The sequence below is a fragment of the Pelotomaculum schinkii genome, from assembly GCF_004369205.1.
In the GTDB taxonomy this organism is placed as follows: domain Bacteria; phylum Bacillota; class Desulfotomaculia; order Desulfotomaculales; family Pelotomaculaceae; genus Pelotomaculum_C; species Pelotomaculum_C schinkii.
The window spans coordinates 484,856-505,516 of sequence record NZ_QFGA01000002.1; the positions used below are offsets into that span (position 1 = coordinate 484,856).

The 20,661-nt window shown below is 43.4% G+C and carries 23 protein-coding genes; 5 read left to right on the top strand and 18 right to left on the bottom strand.

Annotated features, from left to right (window positions below; translation table 11 throughout):
* Nucleotides 1-140 precede the first annotated feature (140 nt).
* The 8 genes from Psch_RS13345 to Psch_RS13375 all read right to left on the bottom strand — a co-directional run bounded on the left by Psch_RS13345 (nucleotide 141) and on the right by Psch_RS13375 (nucleotide 7,772).
* Nucleotides 141-671 (bottom strand): hypothetical protein, encoded by a 531-nt coding sequence (locus Psch_RS13345; RefSeq protein WP_190258428.1) that lies wholly within the window; start codon nucleotides 669-671, stop codon nucleotides 141-143.
* A gap of 78 nt (nucleotides 672-749) precedes the next feature.
* Nucleotides 750-2,531 carry a DUF6119 family protein gene (locus Psch_RS13350; protein ID WP_190258429.1) on the bottom strand — a complete coding sequence of 594 codons (1,782 nt, stop codon included), beginning with the start codon at nucleotides 2,529-2,531 and terminating at the stop codon, nucleotides 750-752.
* Between the two features lie 286 nt (nucleotides 2,532-2,817).
* The gene (locus Psch_RS13355; RefSeq protein ID WP_190258430.1) at nucleotides 2,818-3,714 is read right to left on the bottom strand and encodes an LAPAL motif-containing putative phage structural protein; all 897 of its coding nucleotides are present in this window, start codon (nucleotides 3,712-3,714) and stop codon (nucleotides 2,818-2,820) included.
* 699 nt (nucleotides 3,715-4,413) lie between these two features.
* Nucleotides 4,414-5,310, bottom strand: coding sequence for an RNA-guided endonuclease InsQ/TnpB family protein (locus tag Psch_RS13360; RefSeq protein ID WP_206663776.1), 897 nt, complete (start codon nucleotides 5,308-5,310; stop codon nucleotides 4,414-4,416).
* Nucleotides 5,303-5,482, bottom strand: a complete 180-nt coding sequence (locus Psch_RS20985; RefSeq protein WP_206663777.1) for a helix-turn-helix domain-containing protein — start codon at nucleotides 5,480-5,482, stop codon at nucleotides 5,303-5,305. The genes Psch_RS13360 and Psch_RS20985 overlap by 8 nt, the downstream gene beginning before the upstream one ends.
* Entirely contained in the window at nucleotides 5,472-6,038 is a 567-nt protein-coding gene (locus tag Psch_RS13365) for an IS607 family transposase (protein WP_190258431.1), read from the bottom strand. Before Psch_RS13365 ends, Psch_RS20985 begins: the two co-directional genes overlap by 11 nt.
* Before the next feature lie 155 nt (nucleotides 6,039-6,193).
* Nucleotides 6,194-7,093, bottom strand: a complete 900-nt coding sequence (locus Psch_RS13370) for an Rpn family recombination-promoting nuclease/putative transposase (RefSeq protein ID WP_190258432.1) — start codon at nucleotides 7,091-7,093, stop codon at nucleotides 6,194-6,196.
* A gap of 76 nt (nucleotides 7,094-7,169) precedes the next feature.
* Nucleotides 7,170-7,772: a tyrosine-type recombinase/integrase gene (locus Psch_RS13375; RefSeq protein WP_190258853.1), complete on the bottom strand. Its 603-nt coding sequence runs from the start codon at nucleotides 7,770-7,772 to the stop codon at nucleotides 7,170-7,172.
* Nucleotides 7,773-7,813: 41 nt separating this feature from the next.
* Here Psch_RS13375 and Psch_RS13380 point away from each other — a divergent pair, with 41 nt between their 5' ends.
* Nucleotides 7,814-8,083 carry a hypothetical protein gene (locus tag Psch_RS13380; protein ID WP_190258433.1) on the top strand — a complete coding sequence of 90 codons (270 nt, stop codon included), beginning with the start codon at nucleotides 7,814-7,816 and terminating at the stop codon, nucleotides 8,081-8,083.
* A gap of 197 nt (nucleotides 8,084-8,280) precedes the next feature.
* Here the strand turns inward: Psch_RS13380 and Psch_RS13385 are convergent, their stop codons facing one another.
* Nucleotides 8,281-8,997 (bottom strand): site-2 protease family protein, encoded by a 717-nt coding sequence (locus tag Psch_RS13385; RefSeq protein WP_190258434.1) that lies wholly within the window; start codon nucleotides 8,995-8,997, stop codon nucleotides 8,281-8,283.
* Between the two features lie 167 nt (nucleotides 8,998-9,164).
* Between Psch_RS13385 and Psch_RS13390 the strand changes: the two genes are divergently transcribed.
* Nucleotides 9,165-9,701 (top strand): flavodoxin family protein, encoded by a 537-nt coding sequence (locus Psch_RS13390; RefSeq protein ID WP_190258435.1) that lies wholly within the window; start codon nucleotides 9,165-9,167, stop codon nucleotides 9,699-9,701.
* Between the two features lie 97 nt (nucleotides 9,702-9,798).
* Here Psch_RS13390 and hepT read toward each other — a convergent pair whose 3' ends face one another.
* From hepT to Psch_RS13405, 3 genes are all read right to left on the bottom strand, one after another.
* Nucleotides 9,799-10,227, bottom strand: coding sequence for a type VII toxin-antitoxin system HepT family RNase toxin (gene hepT / locus Psch_RS13395; RefSeq protein ID WP_190258436.1), 429 nt, complete (start codon nucleotides 10,225-10,227; stop codon nucleotides 9,799-9,801).
* Nucleotides 10,214-10,648, bottom strand: coding sequence for a type VII toxin-antitoxin system MntA family adenylyltransferase antitoxin (gene mntA / locus Psch_RS13400; RefSeq protein WP_190258437.1), 435 nt, complete (start codon nucleotides 10,646-10,648; stop codon nucleotides 10,214-10,216). The genes hepT and mntA overlap by 14 nt, the downstream gene beginning before the upstream one ends.
* Before the next feature lie 150 nt (nucleotides 10,649-10,798).
* Nucleotides 10,799-11,512: a DNA alkylation repair protein gene (locus tag Psch_RS13405; RefSeq protein ID WP_190258438.1), complete on the bottom strand. Its 714-nt coding sequence runs from the start codon at nucleotides 11,510-11,512 to the stop codon at nucleotides 10,799-10,801.
* A 118-nt stretch (nucleotides 11,513-11,630) separates the two neighbouring features.
* Between Psch_RS13405 and Psch_RS13410 the strand changes: the two genes are divergently transcribed.
* Nucleotides 11,631-12,506 carry a DUF1848 family protein gene (locus Psch_RS13410; RefSeq protein ID WP_190258439.1) on the top strand — a complete coding sequence of 292 codons (876 nt, stop codon included), beginning with the start codon at nucleotides 11,631-11,633 and terminating at the stop codon, nucleotides 12,504-12,506.
* A 44-nt stretch (nucleotides 12,507-12,550) separates the two neighbouring features.
* On the opposite strand, the gene Psch_RS13415 is transcribed toward Psch_RS13410, so the two are convergent.
* From Psch_RS13415 to Psch_RS13425, 3 genes are all read right to left on the bottom strand, one after another.
* Nucleotides 12,551-13,612, bottom strand: coding sequence for a DUF4179 domain-containing protein (locus Psch_RS13415; RefSeq protein ID WP_190258440.1), 1,062 nt, complete (start codon nucleotides 13,610-13,612; stop codon nucleotides 12,551-12,553).
* A complete protein-coding gene (locus Psch_RS13420) occupies nucleotides 13,612-14,091 on the bottom strand; it encodes an RNA polymerase sigma factor (protein ID WP_134219455.1) in 480 nt (159 codons plus the stop codon). The genes Psch_RS13415 and Psch_RS13420 overlap by 1 nt, the downstream gene beginning before the upstream one ends.
* Nucleotides 14,092-14,589: 498 nt before the next feature.
* A complete protein-coding gene (locus tag Psch_RS13425) occupies nucleotides 14,590-14,811 on the bottom strand; it encodes an ATP-binding cassette domain-containing protein (protein ID WP_427910105.1) in 222 nt (73 codons plus the stop codon).
* 489 nt (nucleotides 14,812-15,300) lie between these two features.
* Here Psch_RS13425 and Psch_RS13430 point away from each other — a divergent pair, with 489 nt between their 5' ends.
* Nucleotides 15,301-15,687, top strand: a complete 387-nt coding sequence (locus Psch_RS13430) for a BlaI/MecI/CopY family transcriptional regulator (protein WP_190258441.1) — start codon at nucleotides 15,301-15,303, stop codon at nucleotides 15,685-15,687.
* Complete coding sequence (locus Psch_RS13435; protein ID WP_190258442.1) at nucleotides 15,684-18,125, top strand: M56 family metallopeptidase; 2,442 nt, start codon at nucleotides 15,684-15,686, stop codon at nucleotides 18,123-18,125. The genes Psch_RS13430 and Psch_RS13435 overlap by 4 nt, the downstream gene beginning before the upstream one ends.
* 107 nt (nucleotides 18,126-18,232) lie before the next feature.
* Here Psch_RS13435 and Psch_RS13440 read toward each other — a convergent pair whose 3' ends face one another.
* From Psch_RS13440 to Psch_RS13450, 3 genes are read right to left on the bottom strand one after another with little or no spacing between them, the layout of a single operon-like run.
* Nucleotides 18,233-18,967: an ABC transporter permease gene (locus tag Psch_RS13440; protein WP_190258443.1), complete on the bottom strand. Its 735-nt coding sequence runs from the start codon at nucleotides 18,965-18,967 to the stop codon at nucleotides 18,233-18,235.
* Between the two features lie 3 nt (nucleotides 18,968-18,970).
* Complete coding sequence (locus Psch_RS13445) at nucleotides 18,971-19,723, bottom strand: ABC transporter permease (RefSeq protein ID WP_190258444.1); 753 nt, start codon at nucleotides 19,721-19,723, stop codon at nucleotides 18,971-18,973.
* Nucleotides 19,720-20,634 carry an ABC transporter ATP-binding protein gene (locus Psch_RS13450; RefSeq protein ID WP_190258445.1) on the bottom strand — a complete coding sequence of 305 codons (915 nt, stop codon included), beginning with the start codon at nucleotides 20,632-20,634 and terminating at the stop codon, nucleotides 19,720-19,722. Before Psch_RS13450 ends, Psch_RS13445 begins: the two co-directional genes overlap by 4 nt.
* Nucleotides 20,635-20,661 lie beyond the last annotated feature (27 nt).

Here is a 20,661-nt window from a genome sequence, read left to right on the forward strand (position 1 = left end):
AGGGGGAACAGGATGTTGACATAAAAATTTAAATATTTCTATCTGTATACCCTACCAGGGGAATTTAATATATCTCACTATATTATCAACTTGACACAATATGAATATTGGGAAATAGATAAGTATGCTTTTAAATCTTCTTATGATATTTCTATTCCTTCCTTAAAATATCTGACGTCCGGGGATTTATATTTTTCTCTTAAAGTATAAAATCCAATGAAAACACCATATTTATAATTTAAATTATTATCTGGAGCTGTATAGCATTTAAGCTTTTCTATATCATATTCTTCGCTGATTGAACTAGATGATTTTTTAACCTCTACGATGAGCAAATTACTTCTATGCTTTCCTCTCTTATGAACAATAATATCTGGGAAAACAGTTTTTTCAACCAGTATTCCGCTAGATATTTCATCTTCGTATTTTACTGACGTATTGATTAACTCATGCCACTTAGATTTAAGCAGGTTGATCTTCTTTATATTATTAATATTACGATTATATTCGCAATCGATATCATAGGTTTTCCCAAAAGTTTGCGCCATATATGTGGCAAGTTTGTGGATTATACTTCTTTCATTAACATTGTTTTTTAATAGATAATTATCATTGACTCGTAAAGTATCAATGGCTAGATTTAGTCTCCTTTTTACCTGGTATAGTTCCATTGCAACTCCTTAGTTATCTATTTTAAATATTATATGGATAATAGGACGTTTCAGTCCCTTAAAATCTATATTCGTATTTCATCTTGTTACATTCATAGATATAAAACCATACCCCTTTGCCGAAAGGCGCTTTTCTGCTTCTATAGTGAGATATTTCGCATAAGTGGCCGTAGTCTTTTTTCGAAATCCAGACAAATACCCAGCTATATAACAAATGTTTTTGTTTGTCATAACATAAGTAAATTCCTCTGCACTTATCTTGTGGACTATTATTGGACGTTTAGCTACTATCCCTTTGTAATATTTTTTGAGCCACTCATCCTTAGAAATTCCTTGAAGAATTTTCTGCATATACTCTGCTGATGTTAGAATTTGATTAATTACATCTCTGACACCTTCGCCATCAAACTTTCCTTTATTATGCATAAGATATACTGTACTGTCATCCCAAAAAATAGCATCTGCAATTTCGACATTATTCATAAGTACCGTATGTGCAACTAAAATATTTTTTTGAGACTCGAGAATTTTGTTATATTCGGTTTCAGTTGCGGCTTTATGTAATAAAGAAAATTTATTTGAAATAATTCCAAAATTATTAAGATGGTTTTCAAATATGCTCCCATATTCGTTGTTCAAAGCCGTCGTATATTGGGTGTCAAAAACATACCATTCTCCATTAAACAAATAAACAGGATCTTTAGTATCCCTAACTTCAACAAATCCTTGTATAGCGTCAAATATGTGTGTTGCTGGAAGTGCCAGAATTCCCGATTCATCTTCTGTACTAATCGTCCACTTTTTCAAAAATTCATAGATGAACGCCATCGATAATCTTATTCCATTGGTTTCAAATTTATCGTATATGTCGTTTATTTTTATAGGCTGTGTACTTTCAATAAATACATTTCCTTTAGCATCCTTAACAATATACTTACTTGCATTCAGAATGTAATCTTCAAATTCATCTCCCACAAGTACAAACGCCCCATAGTTTTTCTCTTTAAATATCTTTTTTAGGATTTCCAGTAACTCAGAATTTTTGTAGTTCTTTTTCTTCGCAAGGACCAAATAATTCAATGCAAAATTATCTTCTGCTTTTGTTAACTTATCGATTTTTTTTAGTACTATAATCAGTTGAGATAATGTAAAACATCTTCGTATAACTAAAGAATCCTTGTTAACTATATTGATTTTTTTCCTTTCTGACTCGTCTTCATCAAATTTGATGCCAAATTCTTGAGCAATTTTTCTATCAACCTCGATATTTAACTGTCGATATATGCTACTCATGTCCTGCTCCACAAGAAAATTTGTTGTTTGTCTATTTGCCCTTTGTATTGATAATTGATTACCCGTAAGATTATTCTGAATTATTTGTTTGAGAACAGGATTATCTTGTTCAATGATTTTAGGAATTAAATATAATCCAAAATTTCTATTGACAAATTTTGATATATACTTGCTTCCATATCCACCTGTCATTCCATATAGTATTTTCCCGTTTTGATAAAGGAGTATATATGAAACATTCACATTCAACAGAAATTTCCTTGATTCGTCCTTCTCATTTTCTGAAAGCTCATTATTACTTAGTATTTGCACTACAACATCTTGCCACGCTGGGTTATGTATTGTTTTGAAAATGACTCCTTCAAAACCAAGATATTTTACTTTTTTATATTCAGCATTACGCTTTTCTTGCAAAATTTTTAATGTTGAGTTAATTATTGCAGCTTTAATTTCTTCATAGTACCCTTTTTTGCCTTGTTTTCTAACAATAGGCATGATTTCGCTGACTCGTTCGTAGTCAATTTGATAAATACTAAATTGGGCCTCTGGTGTATTAGTACTGCTCATTAATGTACCCCCAACTACACATAGTTTCTGCATGAAAAAGCAACGCAATTTTATCTCATCTAAATTTCCAATTATTAGCCTTATCGTCTGTTATCTCCTGCAAATTTTGTCAACACTCTCTACAATATTCGGGTAATTCCTTTGTGATTTTAATATCAGCAAACCTAAACCGTCTTATGACTAAAAAATCATGCCCGTGTTATATAAGAAATATTTCTTGATGTAATTACTTGTAAACATTCTAAGTAAAAAGCCTATCCCCCATACTTCTCAGGCGATTTTCCTATTAATTAAAAAATTTTTGCTGTATAGATGGTAAATTGGGAATTACATCTAATACTTCCGTTATAATGTAACGTTCAGCAACCATGCTATTATCAGAATCTAGCCATAATTCAATTTCAACTTTTGCCTTCAAAGAGTCACCCGGTCTTAAATCTATTTCTCTAGAATGAAATTTTCGAAGCCATACCCAATCTAAAATTTTGACCTGAATAGTCCTCCCCTCATAATGTAAGTCCCACATTGATTGGCCGAGATAATCTGGTTTTTTAACCCTAAGAATTAACTCCACTTCAGACCTTACAATCTTATTGGTTAGTAACTCTTGTATTGACTCAGGTGAGATATTGAATTCTTTATTTATAGTTACCTGACCCTCAGGACTAATGTAAAAAATTTCATCACCAGGTAATAAGCTTTTTGTTGCATTACTTAGTCGAGAAATATTTACAAGAAATCTTTGAGTAGAGCCGGGGGAATAATTAGGTAACCTTTGTACATCCGTTTCCTGTGCAATTTCAAGTATTTCTCCTTCAATCTGCTGGACTTCATCAATTGAAATGATTTCCTTTTTATCTTCTAACATTTTGAGTATTCTGTGTTTGGCTTTAACAAGAAAACTACCAACAAACTTTTTCCAATCAAGTTCTTTCAAAGCTTCATCATCAACAGAACTAACAATAGTCCTGACTATAGTTCTCAAAGAGCCTGATAGAATATCTTCTAATAAAAACTCTGGCTCAATTTTAACTGAAAAATAATCTAATAAACCTTTATCAATTTCATATAATGAATCAATAATCTCAGACATTGTTTTGAATATTCTTGAGGGATTCTTACTATTAACAACATAACTTAATTTAACTTCAAATATTTGATAGTGATCGGTACTCAATAACATACAAATCCTCCTAAAATAGGTTCTCAAGTTTCCTCTTAAGTACCCTCTCTGATGCTATAAATTTGGCCATTAGTTAATTTGATAAAACCTCATTTTCTCCAACAAGGTTGGCTATATTTAAAAACTAATTAATTGAATGAATTTTGCTATTATTATACTTTAGGAGCATAATGACTAAGGGATACTACTTATGGTCTGATTGGCGGAATATTGAATAACTTTGTACCCGTTATCAAATTGGTTAATGTTTACTTGCTTACATACTTCTACCTCCTGAATAAAATCTCCTATGTATCCTTGTCATTTTTCCCAAGAATTTAGCGAAAAGGGAATCTCGGCAAATCAACATAGAGAAAAAACTAGGTAAACAATTCAAAAATGGATAGCGTTACTATTTACCAATACCAGAACGTTCTAATATTGCGTATAATACCCCTACGATTTATCTTAAAAAAGACAACGCCCCTTTTAACCCGCGGTACGCATCGGTGGGTTTCAGGGGCGTTTGTTTATAAATACTTGACCGGGACATTAATTTTTTCCTTTTCCTAATAAAGGCTAGTCCCGTTCCTTTCTTCATAGAAAAATATTTCTACTCCGAAATTCCTGCATCATCGAACCGTGACTAGATGGTTTCCCATCCCCGCCAGAGGGATCTCTACAGGCGTAAATTCCCGGAGAACTTCCGGTACTCAAATTTTAAGCAACGCTTATTGCATATTTCTTCAGGTTGACAGCTGCATTAACATCACGGTCATGATGCGCTCCGCAGCAAGGACAGTCCCATTCACGAATAGACAGGGGCATGCTATCCATCACATAACCGCAAGATGAGCATGTCTTGCTGCTGGGATAAAATCGGGGAGCGACTATCAGTGTTGACCCGTACCACACAGTCTTATATGCTAATTGCCGCCGGAATTCTCCCCAGCCCACGTCTGCGATATGCCTGGACAACCGGTCATTTTGCAACATCCCGCGGACATTCAAATCTTCGATCACGATCCCCGACTTGGTTTTCGCCAGAACTGTCGTGAGCTTGTGCATGAAGTCCCGCCGGCTGTTGCGGATGCGCCGGTGCAGCCGGGCTAATCCAAGAGCGCTTTTCTTCCGGTTGTTGGAGCCTTTTTGCATCCTGCTGTGTTTCTTGGATAATCTCTTGAGTCTTTTCAGATACTTGCCCAGAGGTTTAGGGGCTTCGATCTTTGTCCCGTCAGAAATGCTCACAAAATGATTAAGTCCAACATCAATACCGATAACTTCGCCGCTGACTTGTTCCGGTTCTGGAATCTCCACCTCGCAGGTTAAACTGACAAACCAGCGATCCGCTTCCCGGCTGACAGTGGCCGACAGAATCCGGCCGCCTATCCCTGGTTCTTCTTTGAGGCGGAGCACCCCCAGACGGGGAAGCTGGACGGCCTTGTCTTCAACTCTGATCGATCCCGTCAATCGAAAAGAGTCATGCACGCCCTCTCCAGCTTTCAGGCCGGCGAAGAAGTTCTTGAAAGCCCGGTCCAGATCCCGAAGGGCTTCTTGGGGAGCGCACTTGGATACCTCGTACATCCAGGGAAAATTCGTTTGCTTGAGTTTATTCAATTCCCGGTGTTGCGCCATGGCATTGGTAGACTTTTTCCGTTTGATATAACGCTATCCGGCGGGCTAAACCCCAGTTGTAGGCGAAGCGGGCGCATCCGGCATGTTTGGCCATGAGGATTCGCTCTCGCACATTTGGCTTTAGCTCATACCTATAGGCACGGTTAATGATCATGCTCTATAGCCTCCATTGCTTTTTTGGCCTTGTTTTTAGCTGCTCTGCGGCCATACAGCCTGGCACAGAAAGATGTCAGGACTTCAATCATGTCCTGAACTAAGTCATCTTTCATTTCAGACTGCTCCATCACGATCACACGTCTACCCTGGGCAGCAAGACAGCTTTCCACGTATTCAAAGCCAAATCGCATGAGACGCTCACGATGTTCCACCACGATCACTCGAACCTTTGGATCTGACAGCAATTTCATTAATTTCGGGCGGCGCCCATTCAGGCCGGAACCGATCTCTGTTACGGCTTTACCGATTTCCCAACCTTGTTCGTTTGCATAGGTTAGCAGGCGGGAAATTTGACCGTCCAGATCGCTTTTCTGGTCTGCGCTGGATACTCTCGCATACAAAGCGACTGTTCCTGATGATTCTCCGCTTTCTTTGATCAGGATTGTTCCTGTTGGGGTTTGTTCTGCGGGAACAGGTAATTTTCCTGACTTGAACCATTTCCAGGCAGTCCTGTAGGTAATTCCGTTTTTCTTTGCCCATTCACTTAGCTTCATGGAAGCATTGTACCATGAAAGGCAATATATTTCTATATCTTAATTAACAGCTTGGAACCCCTACCCGGGGGAGGGCCAGATCCTTTTACATCACCCAGTAAAAAGGTTTTCTTTTCCCCGGAGGGCAGGTAAGATGTACAGAATCAGATTGCATATCATTGTTTTAAAGTTGCTATAAACTCTTCTATAGTGCCTGAACTTACTGCTTTACGCACAACTTCTTTGATAGCATCAGGTTCTTTCAAAGCAATCAGTTGCTCCCGTAAACTATCTGGGACTGCACCAAATTTTGTTTCAATAAGATCAAAAAGCAAATCCAACCGTCCCCTGAGTTCACCTCTTATTTCGCCTCTTCTTTCCCCCTCAATACGGCCTTTTTCAATGCCCCTGGCTTCCCATTCTTCCCGGATACCGTCAAACAGCGGGGAGTTTTCCATTCTGCTCACCTCCAGCACTCTAAGAATCAAATTTTTCGGAAACTTAAGCGATGCCATAACACCCAAGGCCAGGTACATCGTGGACCTTTCTTCCTCATCCGGGACTTCACTTTCCAATCGCTGCGCACATTTTTCCAGTACTTTTTCAGGCAATTCCCTATGTTTCATCAGGGGCACAAAAGGGATTAACCCGATCAATCCCCTGTACAGGTACTCTGTACCGCTTAATTCTCTTAGATTGACTTGGTGGTATTTGAAAGACATGACAGTGAGGTCCAGACAGTCGAAACTATACCTCTCCTTAATACCTCTGCCGGTCAGATTTACCACCACGGGATATACTGGTTTCCCGTACCGCCGGTGGTGTATGGCTGTGTATTCCATCATTCTCATGGACATTTCCCGGTCAGGTCTGGTCTGGAATTCAACCAGCATCAGGTATTCGTAACCATCCTCATTAACTTTGAAGAGAGCATCCGACATACGCTGTATAGATACTGCCTCTTTGTCTAGCTCTATAACATGCTCTACCATAACTTCCATGCCACGGACCAGAGCAGCTATGTGTTGGGTATACCGCTGGGTAATGGCCTTGATTAAATGATCATATTCGGCCACCGGTAGTCCTCCCTTGTGTTCATATTATAACAGAAATCCCTTTTATAGTCATAGAGCGACGTTGTTTAAGCCTATTTCATATCAACACCTGCAAAGTGTTTCCCCACACCGCGGAGTCCTCCCGGACAAGCCCTCTCTCCCGGCGTTGTACGTAAGCAATGAGTTCCTTCCTCAGAGCGCGGATATCGAGTTTGGCATAGTGGCTGGTGGTCTGGATGTCCTGGTGCCCCAGGAGCTGGCGGATGATTTCAATATCCACCCCATCGTTCAGCAAACTTGTGGCGCAACTGTGGCGAATTTGGTGGACGTGATAGCGCGTGCCGGTTTGCTTTTGCAGTTGGCGCCACAAAGCACTGGCATCATTATACGAAAGAGGTTGACTGATATCACCAGGTTGGGGGAAAAGGTAGATCTGATCCGCTCCATATTTGTTCACTTCTTCTCTGAGCAGCTCCAGGGATAAAAGCCCCGGCACTAAAGGAATTGCCCGCAGCCGGTCACCTTTGCCGCGCACGATTATTTTCTCTTCACCGTGCGACAGGTCGATGTCACAAAATCTGATAGATAGGGTCTCCCTGATACGCATGCCTGTTTCCAATAGCAGGGTAAAAAGGAGACGCGTACGTTGGTCTGTCTTTTGAATGGCCTCTGCAATAAGCTCCAGATGTGTCGTGGGGATAGGCCGGGGCGGATATGCGTAGCTCCGGGAGTCTCCAGCTTGTGGATAGGATTAACGGGGATGTATTCGAACCGGTAGCACCAGTTCAGGAAAATTTTCAGGTTGGAGAAATGCCGGGCACGGTTGTTGGGACTTCCGCCCACTTTGGCCAGATAACGGCGAAGTGTGCCGGCATTGATTTCCGTGACAGAACCGTTAAAAAAGCGGGTGAAATTGCGCAGTGTACCACGGTAGGCGGTAACAGTACTTTAGCCCGACCACAGTTTTGCAAATCGGCCAAAAACTCCTGGATCAGAGGATACAAGGGATGAAACACGTTCAGCACTCCCGGAACTCTTGTTCGCAGAATATATGTTCGATATGATAACAAAAATATCCTGCAAGGTGTGCCGGGAATTTTTATTTAAATGGAACACCACTAGGCATTGATTTAGCTTGAGAATTGGAGGGTTTGAGTGGGACTGCTGCTAAGTCCATCACAATTAGTTAGTTTAGAGCTCAAACGGGTTTAGGCAACAAAATACCTTCCCACATCTGCTGCTGTTACATAAACCATTAAACCAAGAATCATTACCCATCCTGCAAGAGCCAGCGGATAATGGAAACGTAAAGACTTTGGATAGACTAATTCTAACAAGTATAGTAGCATTTTGCCTCCATCCAATGCGGGGATCGGAATTAAATTTAAAACGGCCAGATTGAGGCTCATTAAGGCTGTAAATTGCATAGCTTTTAAATTGTTGATACCAATGAAATCACCACCCGTAACAACGATACCAATAACACCCGAGAGATTTTCGGTATGCGAAAAGGCAGATGGAATAGCCAAAATCATTTGATAAAGAACAGAAATGGTCTGGTATATCGGCTGAATCACAATATTATTAAATGAAAATGGCAAAACAATTATATTGATAATAATAAAACAAAATATTGGAAGGATAATGCTGGCCAGAGGGCCACCGGCAGACATTGTAATCCGCTTTGCAACAGGGTAATTAAAAAACTCCGTTTCATCCAATACTTCGGGAAGGACATAGCCGCCAAGTGGAATTAATGAAATTCTATATTCTGTAGCCCCTCTCTTCATAGCCCACACTTTCGGACCAAATCCGATTGAGAAAATCTGAATAGGGATGCCGGCTAATTTAGCAGCTAAAAAGTGACCGAATTCATGGAAAAAGATGATCAAGCCAATCAACAAGAGTGCAACGATATAACTCATTTTTCAAACTCCTTCTTAATATAAATTTCGCTTTACTATTTAATTATCTCCCAGGTTTAATCAAATTGAAATACCTGCTTGGAATCTGATTACTGTTTGCGGCGTCCCCCATTGCGTGTTATAGTGAAAAGGAAGACTACAGGATAAAAAAAGAAGGAGCGCAAAAAATGAAAAAAGCTGTTATTCTGTTTTGGTCTAATACCGGTAATACAGAAAAAGTAGCCTTGCACATGCAAAAAGGGATGGAAGAAGGCGGTTTCCAAACCTCGCTACTGAAAGTGCAGGAAGCGGGAGATATCGATTTTTATAATTTCGACCTGGTGTGTATCGGTGCTCCGTCTTATAACTGGCATCCCCCCAAACCGGTTGTTGATTACTTGAAGGGGAAATTTAACAGTTATAAAAAAGAAGGGCGGGTGAAGGTAAACGCTCCGAAAATACCCGGGAAAAATGCCCTGATATTCTGTACTTATTCCGGCCCGCATACGGGGATCAGAGAGGCGGTACCGGCAGGAAAATATATGGGCCAATTTTTTGAGCATCTCGGTTTTACTGTGGTGGATGAATGGTATATACTCAGTGAATTTCATGGTTCTGAAGAAAACAGCACCCTGGGAAGAATGGGCAACATCAAGGGGCTGCCCAGTAAGGAAGACTTGGAGAGAATTAAGGAAAGCGCCAAGAATCTGGTTCTCCGTCTCTAATTATATTAAATGGTTACAACCAGCATCAAGTATTCGCAACCACCCTGAGCAGTTTTATATGCTCAGGGTGGTTGGCGTACTCAGCGTCGAGTGTCTGTTATATATTCATCTTTAATTGCGCTCCCAATTCCTTAAGAAAACGCTCAATATCACTCAGGTTTGTCGTCAATATTTTGTAAAGCAGCTCATCATCTACTTCCCAGTATATATGTACAAGCCTGTTCCTGAACTTGGCCATACTGACCAGGTCCTTTACGAAAGCCCCGTTAAAAATTTCTGCTTCTCCCATGACCCGGAAAGTATCCGCATAGTCTTCCGGGGGCCGGTAGTTATTTTTTGTTATGATGTGATTGCACAAGTCAATGGCAGCCTCGATGGCAACCAGAAAGTGATATTTGGCGCTTCCAATTTTATCAGGGTCACTTACAAATTCTTCTTTTGGGAGGGACGATAAAGCTTTTAACCTGGTTAATGCTTTCTTTAATTCATGGGATAATTTTCTTACCTTGTCTTCATTTATCCCCAAAACCAAGCACCTCTTTTAAATATTGTTTCCGGAAAGGGGCAAAATCGAAGTAGAAATCCAGTGTTTTTGTTTGAAATTCAACACGCCTGTCTTCGTCTTTCTCAAACAACAAGACCCCACTCTTAATAGTATGATATTGAAATGAAAGAGGGGCAAAGTTTAATACCCTGACATCTACAGGATAGTTTAATTTCTCTTCCAGTTTAATCTCCAGTTCTATTTCGTAGTTTATGACCAATTCGTTCAAGTTTTCTTCTTTTAAATAAACAGCTACGTCGATATCTCTAAAGCTTTGCTGTTCCACAAAAGAGCCATGGACATAGGCAAAAATGATTTCCGGTATACTGGTTAAAACATATTTGATGGCTTCAAGAATTTTTTCTTTTTCATAGTTATTAATATTATACTTTTTAATTTTCATTAATTTACCACCATATAAGATATACAAATACCATTCTGCCTCTTTGTGGAAATTCCTTCCTGAAACAAAAAGAAATGCTGTACTACTTCGCAGGTAGTTCGCTTTTATTAATAAACAAATCATAAGTCAATAACAAAGCCCTAAAACTGCTCAAACCTCCCCTTTCAAAAACTGTTGTCTTAAGCCCTCATCAAACTTTTCTATAGCATATCTCAGCATTGTCCGGGGCATTTCCCGGTAATGTTCTTTCAGAAAACTTAATTCTGCTGCAAGATCCCGGTTGCCGGTTTCTCTAAGCATCCAGCCGACGGCTTTATGGATCAGGTCGTGCTTATGTTGCAGCAAAATCCTGGCGATATTGAAAGTGTCATTATACTGTCCATTGCGGATAAAGTAAAAGGTGGTGATGATGGCGATTCTTTGTTTCCAGAGGTGATCCGAGCGGGCAAATGCGTACAGGAGGTCTTTTTCCCGCTCCAAAAAATACGGGCCCAGTATTTTATCGGCGGAAGAATCCACCAGATCCCAGTTGTTTATGTACGGTATGTTGTTCAAGTACAAATCCACAATGGCCCTTTGTTCTTCTTCGTCTTTTGCCTTCTCATATTTAAGGACCAGAAGAAAAAGCGCGGTTAAACGGTATTCATGTACGGACTCTTTTAACAATATTTCTATATCATCCAGGCTGACTTCCCGGTAATATTTCCGGGCAACCTTCCTCTGCAGGGGGACCGTTACACCAATAAACTGATCTCCCTCACCATACCCACCCGGGGCAGCTTTAAAATACCTCGGTAAAAATTCAGCCTTCTCAGCATTTTTGTATTTTCCCAACTCGTCTTTGACGGCCTGAATGGATTTCATTGTTTTCACTCCAAATCTGGTTGTTGAATTGAACCTTTTCACTCAATAAGGTTATTGGTATAATATAATTTTATAAAGCAAATATATTTCTTCAATACGATATTGTTGAGGGATTTTCATGTCGATATTCGACGGCAAACCCATTGCAATGAACCCAAAGATAGTGCTGAGCGCTTCGCGCATGACCGACATGCCCAAATTCTACCCGGACAAATTGATGGAAGAGGTAGATAATAGACTTGCACGTGGTTTGGAAATACACACCCTGGTTTTATGGACAAAGCATCCGGCAAGTTTATTAATTGACCCTTTGCGTTCATATCTCGAAGAACTAAAAAATAAAAATATACAACTCTATGTTCAGCTTACTATAACCGGGTTGGGAGGTTTAAGTATAGGGATAAAAGCAAACGGAAAGCCTTTGGTGTTGGAGCCAAAAGCTCCTTCCCTGCAAGACTCCTTACCGGCATTGCCTGATATTATTTACCTTGCCGGCAGCCCTGATAGAATAAGATTGAGAGTCGATCCAATAGTCAGAATTAAAGATAGTAAAGGAAATACTTTTTCCAGCCTCAAATTCCTGCCGGTTATTATCAAGTCAGCCGCTCAATATGGTATAAAATATTTTAGTTTTAGTTTTCTTGAAAAGAATATGCATCAGAAGGTAGATAAAAGATTTCGAGAGATGGGATGCCAAATTGTTCCCCCTGATGAGGAGGAACGGCACAGGACTTTTCATTGGTTAAAGCAAGTGGAATCAGCATACGGAGTTTTTATCAGTGCCTGCTGTGTGCCTGGATTTCCTGACAGCAAATGTATTGACGGTGAATTATTACAGCAGCTTCATGACCGTCAGGAACCGGCTGATTCAAGACAACCGAGGAAAAGGCCGCAATGCGGGTGCACGTATTCCATAGATATCGGCGGGTGGCCTCCCAAATTATGTTATACCGGGTGCGACTACTGCTATGCTCATGCCAATTATATAGACTAAATCAAAGATCGGCCAAGAAAACTATCTGTATTCAAAGACGGAATTCAGTTATCCTCACTCACCATCAGAGGGAAAGTAACCTGCCATCTACCCTCGGTATGAAGACCGCTTGTGTAGAAGGAGCCATACAGGGTGTAGTCTCCGATTTCATCCTTCGGAATGTCGAACACAAACTCCTGATAGTCCATTCTGTCGTTGCTGTCCATGCCTTCAATGAAAGATACGCTGTAGTCGTATTGAGTCTGATTGCCGTCTTTATCAACGAGGTAGAAATACCCGTGATTGTCCAAAGTTCGTTTTTCGGAGGTTGCCAACTGAATATGGAGCATTCCATCAATATATCCAATTGCGGTCACATCAAGGCCGCTTATTGGAGCACAAATAGACATCCCCGGATTCAGCACAACAAAGTCATTTGTCGCGCTTGTATATTTGGAAAGATTTATGCCGCTTTTACCTACAGCGTATATGGTTTGCGTTGCCGAGGACTCTTCCACTCTAGCAAGGTTTATATCAACCGGAACATCCTCCAATGAAGTTTTATGGCTGATAAACTCCCGCACCGAGAAGGTGAGCTTGCTTCCCGAGATATCATGGTCACCCCACTCGGTAATTAGAATCAGAAATGTGGCCGTTTTGCTTTCCGAGTCATAGCCCACACGCTGACATGTGGCAGATGAATCAAATGCGCGATGGATGGAATAGCTGTCAAACAGATCTGTCGTTTCGTCAACGCGGTCACCGGTAAGGTCTTGAAGTGTAATATATATCTCTGCCGTATTATCGTGGAGATACGCCGACACCACCTCCATGCGGATTCCGTTGTCCTCACAGGCTTCCTGTACCGGCATAAATAATTGGGCAACCTCCGGCGACACCAAATACATAAGTTCATATATGGCAGGTATCCTTGCAGCCAGAACCGGCGTTGCAAGAACAATGCATAGCGCAAGCATTGCTGCAATCATAAACAGCCTGCGATAAAATGGTCTGGATTTGCATCCTTTGGGTCTGTGGTGGCTTTGTATCAGCTTAACTGTATCGGCTACCAACGACGGGGTGGGTGTAATCTGATCGTTCATACTCTTATATGTTTTTTCAAACATTAGATTTCTCCTTTCAGCATGTTGGATAGCTGCGTTCTTGCTCTTGTAAGCTGTGTTCTGACGGTTGATTCCTTGATACTGAGGATTTTGCCGATTTCGCTGATAGAGTACCCCTCGTAGTAATATAGGTGTATTACCGAGCGATACTTGGGAGCGAGTTTTCTGAGTACCTCATCGAGTTCATTTTCTTCCGGCATTAAGAATCTATAATTGTCATCCAACGGTACCGTATTTCGCTGCCATGCCGATGACCAATACTTTTTTGCGCAGTTGATTGTGACGCGTATCAGCCAAGCTTTTCTGTGTTCTTCGCTAACAAAGGCCGGATTGTTTCGGACATATCTCAGAAAGACCTCCTGAAAAATATCGTCAGCATCACTCTTTGAGCGAACCTGCGCGAACGCAAGCCGATAAACCATATCGGCATATTCTCTCACAACTGACGCTATCGTCGCCGTGCACTGCGACTCGAAATCCATTCGGCAAAACCTCCTTTCACTACGAATACCTTGCAACCCTCCGAAATGCTACAAAGGATTTGAATATTTATTATATCAAATTGACATCGTCTCCATCTCGGAAATGAATTGCTTTGAAGAGTGCTGGAATGACTGGCTGTCATGTGACAATCCATATGCAATTTCAGACCGTCGCGCTATGAATGCCGGAGCCGGCAAATATATGAACTTTATTTCCGTCATATGCAGGCGTATTTAGCGGACTAAATTTATAAGCTATAAAAAAGGTCGGGAATATAATCATAGATGCCCGGCCTTTTTTACTACTACATACCAAGTATCTGCCGTCAATCCTTGCATAAAGATGGTAGAAACGTGTCGCAATGTATGATAGGCAAGAATTTAACTTACTAATTATTTATATAACCTTTGGAAATATGAGTTGAATACCAAACCCTTGGCCAGATGACGATATTGGTTCAATATTTACCACAACCGATAATGCTTCGGCATATTTTTTTACGAGGTATAAACCCATCCCTGTTGCGTCCTGTCGATCTGGATGGTTTCCGGTAAACCCCTTAGCAATGTTGTTTTCCCGGAGCCGCTAGCCCCCATTATGCCCAAAAACTCGCCTTCAAGCACATCAAAGCTGATTCCTCTGAGGGCTTCTGTCTTATTGTCTCCCTTACCGTAGACTTTTGTGATACTCTCGACTTGTAAAACTCTATTTGAATTCATTTTATGGCCTCCTGACTTTCTTAATCCTAATCATAGCAAGTGCCGCAGAGGAATAACACTTACAGTTGGTGTAAGAAATCGCGTATGCTATGCATGGTCAGACACAAATATTAATTGAAAGATTGAAAACGCACCGAGGCTATGAGCGACATCACTGCTTGCTGCCTTTAATTTTAGTTATTTCAGGAGGTTCGATGTGCCTCCAATTTTCTTGAAACAGGAAGACGTTTCACTGGCCACGACACGCATTATCTCCATGCATATCAATCCCGGCAAATCTCAGGACAAAGTAAATAATCCAATTTCCTAATCCGTATAATAATGAATTTGGAGAGCAGACCGACTCCGTAAAGCAAGGAGGCGGCCTTCTCACTCCCTTACATGCCGAGAATAGACCAGGCAAATCTTGCATAAAGACGGTTGACATTTGTTATCCTGTTCTACTATACTAAGGGTAACAAATGTTAACTAATATTGGAAGGATTTATTATGGCTCAAAATATCGGCCTGTCCGATGGCGAATGGAAACTGATGAATCTTTTATGGGAGGAAGCGCCGCGTACGATTGCGCAGCTTGTTTACGCTTTGAAGGATGATACCGGATGGACGAAGGGAACCATTTTTATGATGCTCTCCAGAATGAATGACAAGGGTGCGGTTCGCTTTGAAACTGGAGAGCGCTCCAAGCTCTATTATCCTGTATTGAAAAAGGAGGATGCAACCTCCTACGAAACCGGGAGCTTTCTTAGTAAGGTCTTCGGCGGCAGTATCGGGCTGATGGTGGCGTCCATGGCAGGGCAAAAGGAGCTGACCAAAGAGGACATTGACGAGTTGTACGCCATCTTGCGCGAGGCGGAAAAAGAGGCGGGCAAATGATCGAGTGTATCATCACCTCGTCCGTGCTGATTGCGGTTATGATTGCTTTGCGTTTCCTGTTCCGTGGAAAAATCAGCTGCAGGCTGCAATATGCCTTGTGGGGGTTGGTTTTGCTCCGACTGCTGATGCCGTTTCCGCTGCTTGGAAGCCAGCTCAGCGTAATGAACGCAATACCGGACAGCATGCCAATTTCAGGACAGCATATCAGCGGAACGTCCGGCGGTATTGGAGACACTGCCGACAACTCTGACAATTCAGTTTTAGCGGGGAACGCAACCGGCGTCCATTACGCTGAAACGATGAGCGCAAATGAGATATTGCGCCTTATTTGGATAGTCGGTGCCATCGTGGCTGGGTTGTGGATTCTCGGCACAAATTTTGTATTTTACAGGCGGCTTCATAAAGCACGCAGAGCTTATGACGCCGCTGACTTCAAACTGCCGGTCTATGTCAGCGGACATATCGCTTCGCCCTGCCTGTTCGGTATCATTCATCCGGGGGTTTATCTGACGCCGAAAGCGGCGGAAGACGAAAACAATGCCAGCTATGTCCTCGCGCATGAGCTGTGCCATTACCGCCATGGCGACCATATCTGGTCAATTCTGAGGGGCGTATGCCTTGTGGCTTACTGGTGGAACCCGCTTGTCTGGGCCGCGGCAATCCTCTCTCGCGCTGACAGCGAGCTGGCCTGCGACGAGTCGGTGATCAAACAGATTGGTGAGGAAAAGCGCCTGGCTTACGGGCATACGCTTGTCGATATGATTACCGTCAAAAAAGCTCCTTCCGGTATCCTATATGCTGCAACCACGATGATTTCCGGAAAACGGGGCATCAAGGAGAGACTGAATATGATTATTAAGAAACCAAAAACTTTTATACCCGCTATGGTTACCGTTCTCCTGGCCGTCGCCGTATGCGTTGGCGGCACCTTTACCGGGGCGAAAGCTGCTTCCCTTTCCGCTGAGGAAGCGCTTACACAGCTTGCGGCAAGCGCCTACCATACAAAAGACGAAGTAAGCTTCCGAATCCCGCAAGGCTATGAAAAGCCTGAAAAATGGAATATTCATATAGCTGGCAGACTTGAATCGGACGGGTTTTCACAAAGCGTCCATCTGCTTGAAGATGTAAACGATTCTAAAACATGGAAACCGGGAGAGCGCTACAGCCTCCCCTTAAATGATCATTATACAGAGCTGACGCTTACAGCATATCTGCCCGGTGAAAACGGGAAAACGCTGGAAAAGACCGTTAATCTGCTGAACACACCTTCTTTTTCCGTGTCCTACTCATTGACCCAACTCAAAAACGGCAAGGTCCAATCGTCCCTTTCGCCGCTGTCGGGTGACAAAGCAAAGCTTGCTGAAGATTTAATCTTTGATTATATGGTAAAATCCGCCGCGTGGCCGGGTGTTGATATAAAAACGCTCAACGAATGTTATCTGCTGCGCGCAACCTATCCGGATGGCACGGCAACCGATTACTATGCCTATTTGCATGACGGAAAATCCGTCATGCAACAGGGTACTGACGGGTATTACAGCCGGATAGATGACGGGCTTTATGAAAAACTGGCTGATCTGGCGCAGGGCATTACGGCAGCGGCCGGCAGCGTGGAGGGATCAACCAACACCACTGTAAACATTGACCGCAGCGACCTTAACGCCTGCGTCTCCGACGCGATTATTACCGCCAATACCGATCAATACCACAGCGGCGATTTTTCAGCCGAAGCCCATACGGTTCTCAAAACCGTGGAAAGCGGTAACACAACCACGGTCTACGCAATGGCGCTCTATATGGAGTTCGGCTACGCGAACGGCGGTTTTTCAGAAACTGGCGGAAGCCACATGCCGGTAGCGGTCACCTTTGAGAAAAATGCCGCCGGAAAATACGATCTGAAAGAATACTGGATGCCGAAGGACGGAACCTATTACGCTCCCTCCATTAAAGAGAAATTCCCCTCCGATATTTATAAGAACGCGCTTGACACACAGAAATACATCCTGGCTCAGACACAGGCCTGCTACGCACAGGCGGTTAAATATAGCGAGGTGAACACGGATGCCGTCCTCTCAAAGCTCGTTGATACCATCTGTTCATCTCCCGCCGAGGCGTCAAATCCGGGAGCCTATATCGAAGAGCACCCGATCGAGTACAGAGCGCTTCTGTACTACGGCGATTACACGCTAAGATACGCGTATGCCGAGTTTCTAAAGGGCGGGCAGACAGACCTTCGGGGTCAAATTCTGCTGTCCGCCATGCGTGAGCTGCTCGGCGAGGAGAATATTGGAAAGGATATCGGCCCGGCGCAGAAATGGTTTGACAAATGGAAAGATAACGCATTGAGTCTGCGCGATGCAAACTCAATGGAGTTTATGGAAAAGAATTATCCCAAAACCGCCATTTTACTGCAAATGTTGGATAAGAATATTTATTGAAATTGAAACGGGATAGCCGGCAATACTTGCCGCTATCCCGTTTCCAAATCACATCCCCAAGACAGTCCAGTCAATACTAAAGACAGTAAATAATCTGCGTCTGCCAATTACCCTGCTGACACATCTCGTTTTTTTAGCCATATAACAGCAAATAGAATGCAAACCATAAGATAGAAAATGCTGTTGAGAACAAACTGTTCCGTACTGCACTGCATTGCTCCGCCAGGTTGGTTTGCGCGCATGCCCAGGCATAAAAGGGAATACGGAAACCATACACCATAACCCTTGGCCAGCGCCGCCAACCCCGCGACACCGCCGATCAGCGCGATTCCCACCGGTACGGCGAAACTGCGGATTATAAGCGAAACACATAACTGGAGAGCACAGATCACGATCCCGCCGACAGCGCCGCACAGAAGCCAAACCGGAAGCTCCGGCGGAACCGGAGCGGCCAGACCCGAAAGCCTGCCGGAAATCACAAACAGCATACCGATCCATACCTGTGTCAGCAGAACCATAACGGAGGCGGATATGAGCTTTGCAAGATAAACATACGAAACCGGTACGGGCGCCGTCATGACAGCATTCCAGTTGTGATTGCTATGTTCCAGGCGGCACAAATAAGAGCAGTAAACACCTATAGTGGCAGGGAGAAAAAAGTAACAGGTGAAGATGGTGTGCTGCGTCCACAGGCTGTACCACTGATTTTGTAAGATGCCGATATTTTGCAGATAATTAAAGGTGCCCATGACAGCGGGCAGGATGGGAATAATTAAAAAAGCAAGCCAGACCGGGCTGTGATGAAGCTTCATCCTTTCGGCCAGAAGCGTCCGCAGAAACATATTTCACATCTCCTTTCGAATAAACAGCGCGCGGCCAATGATATACATCACACAGAAGACGATGATCAGGGTGACAAACCCGGCCCAATCAATCGGCACATAGTAAAAATCGGTGACGCGCGTCGCCCTGTCCCAGTTCATGCCCACAAACATCAGCACGCCGTAATATCCCCAAAGGAGAAATCTTTCCAGGCTTTGCGGAAAATACAGGATAAAAAGTCCGGCAAAGCTCCCGATAATGCCCACGGCAAGAGCAATCATCTGGTTTCTGAATAGAAGCGACAGAACCTGCTGCAGCAAAAGAATGGTCAGGTTTACGGCCGTGGTAAAGAGGAGATAATAAAATAACTTAGCGAGCGGCGGGCTTCCTGCAAACCCGACCAGGCGCCCCACGGCAATAATGACAACAACCTGTAAAAGAACCGCGGCGAGCATGTACAGAGAGCCGCATAAAAATTTGGCCGCGAACAAACGCCCGGCGGGCATTACGGTATTCAAAAGCTTCAGCGTCTGCCCCTTGTGCTCGATATCGCAGAGCCGCGACGCAACCACGGCCGCGATGACCGGCATCATGATGGAGTTTAAGAGCGGGAACTGATATAGAAAATACATCCAGCCCTGAGAAAGGTCGTGCGCGTCCATTCCTCTGACTCCCCACAGTGACCACAATATTTGCACGATAATCAGGGCGGCGACTATCAGCCAGACCCTTCTGCGGCGGATTTTCTGAAATTCCATGGCAAGCGCCTTGATCATAAGCTCACCGCCGTTCCGGTCAGTTCGAGGAAGATATCCTCAAGGCTCTTGCGCCGTTCTTCGATGCGTACAACGCCTATGTTTCTTTCAAAAAGCCGGGAGATATGGACGACAAGCTCGTTGTCGGAAAGCCTGGGCAACAAGAGATAGTGATCCTGCGGCTGGCAGGAAACGCCCCGCTCGCCGAGTATTTTTGCCGCCGCCTCGTTATCTTGCGTGCGGACGGCAATGTTGGTTCTGCTTTTTTCATAAAGTGTTGCTAAACTGTCCTGAAAAATAAGCTCGCCGCGACTGATGATTCCGACATTTGTGGCGATCTGGTCGATCTCGCTGAGCAGATGGCTTGAGACCATCACCGTCATTCCGTACTGCTGCGGCAGGGAGCAAATCAGCTCGCGCATCTCCTGCATACCCGCCGGGTCAAGGCCGTTTGTCGGTTCGTCGAGAATCAAAAGCTTCGGGTTGCCCAGCAGCGCGCAAGCAAGCCCAAGTCGCTGCTTCATGCCCATCGAGTACTGCGAGACCTTTTTCTCCTTCTGGTTTTCCAGTCGGACAATGTGCAGGACCCTGTTTATATCCTTATCCGGCACACCCTTGAGCACACAGATAATCCGGAGATTTTCCGTTCCCGTCAGGTGTCCGTAATAGCTGGGTGATTCGATCAGGGATCCTACGTCCTTCAGGATGGCGAGCCTGTTCCGTCTATTAAGCTGTTTGCCAAACACGGTAACGGTTCCGGCTGTCGGCCTCGCAAGTCCCAGGATCATTTTCATTGTGGTGGATTTGCCCGCGCCGTTCGGTCCGAGAAAGCCGTAAACAGTCCCTTCCGGCACTTTCAGATCCAGGTCCTTCACCCGCAGTACCTTGCCGTACTGCTTGCAAAGGCCGGTTGTTGCGATAATATCAGACATTTTGATGCCCCCCCTTTTTTTCAGGCC

What these genes read in the sequence shown, in the direction of transcription:
- Psch_RS13450 (WP_190258445.1), bottom strand. Translation starts at nt 20,634, where the DNA reads ATGTCTGATATTATCGCAACAACCGGCCTTTGCAAGCAGTACGGCAAG.
- Psch_RS20985 (WP_206663777.1), bottom strand. Translation starts at nt 5,482, where the DNA reads ATGATCATTAACCGTGCCTATAGGTATGAGCTAAAGCCAAATGTGCGA.
- Psch_RS13410 (WP_190258439.1), top strand. Translation starts at nt 11,631, where the DNA reads ATGTCGATATTCGACGGCAAACCCATTGCAATGAACCCAAAGATAGTG.
- Psch_RS13435 (WP_190258442.1), top strand. Translation starts at nt 15,684, where the DNA reads ATGATCGAGTGTATCATCACCTCGTCCGTGCTGATTGCGGTTATGATT.
- Psch_RS13390 (WP_190258435.1), top strand. Translation starts at nt 9,165, where the DNA reads ATGAAAAAAGCTGTTATTCTGTTTTGGTCTAATACCGGTAATACAGAA.
- Psch_RS13415 (WP_190258440.1), bottom strand. Translation starts at nt 13,612, where the DNA reads ATGTTTGAAAAAACATATAAGAGTATGAACGATCAGATTACACCCACC.
- Psch_RS13440 (WP_190258443.1), bottom strand. Translation starts at nt 18,967, where the DNA reads ATGTTTCTGCGGACGCTTCTGGCCGAAAGGATGAAGCTTCATCACAGC.
- Psch_RS13420 (WP_134219455.1), bottom strand. Translation starts at nt 14,091, where the DNA reads ATGGATTTCGAGTCGCAGTGCACGGCGACGATAGCGTCAGTTGTGAGA.
- Psch_RS13385 (WP_190258434.1), bottom strand. Translation starts at nt 8,997, where the DNA reads ATGAGTTATATCGTTGCACTCTTGTTGATTGGCTTGATCATCTTTTTC.
- Psch_RS13430 (WP_190258441.1), top strand. Translation starts at nt 15,301, where the DNA reads ATGGCTCAAAATATCGGCCTGTCCGATGGCGAATGGAAACTGATGAAT.
- Psch_RS13425 (WP_427910105.1), bottom strand. Translation starts at nt 14,811, where the DNA reads ATGAATTCAAATAGAGTTTTACAAGTCGAGAGTATCACAAAAGTCTAC.
- Psch_RS13350 (WP_190258429.1), bottom strand. Translation starts at nt 2,531, where the DNA reads ATGAGCAGTACTAATACACCAGAGGCCCAATTTAGTATTTATCAAATT.
- Psch_RS13355 (WP_190258430.1), bottom strand. Translation starts at nt 3,714, where the DNA reads ATGTTATTGAGTACCGATCACTATCAAATATTTGAAGTTAAATTAAGT.
- Psch_RS13365 (WP_190258431.1), bottom strand. Translation starts at nt 6,038, where the DNA reads ATGAAGCTAAGTGAATGGGCAAAGAAAAACGGAATTACCTACAGGACT.
- Psch_RS13405 (WP_190258438.1), bottom strand. Translation starts at nt 11,512, where the DNA reads ATGAAATCCATTCAGGCCGTCAAAGACGAGTTGGGAAAATACAAAAAT.
- mntA (WP_190258437.1), bottom strand. Translation starts at nt 10,648, where the DNA reads ATGAAAATTAAAAAGTATAATATTAATAACTATGAAAAAGAAAAAATT.
- Psch_RS13345 (WP_190258428.1), bottom strand. Translation starts at nt 671, where the DNA reads ATGGAACTATACCAGGTAAAAAGGAGACTAAATCTAGCCATTGATACT.
- Psch_RS13445 (WP_190258444.1), bottom strand. Translation starts at nt 19,723, where the DNA reads ATGATCAAGGCGCTTGCCATGGAATTTCAGAAAATCCGCCGCAGAAGG.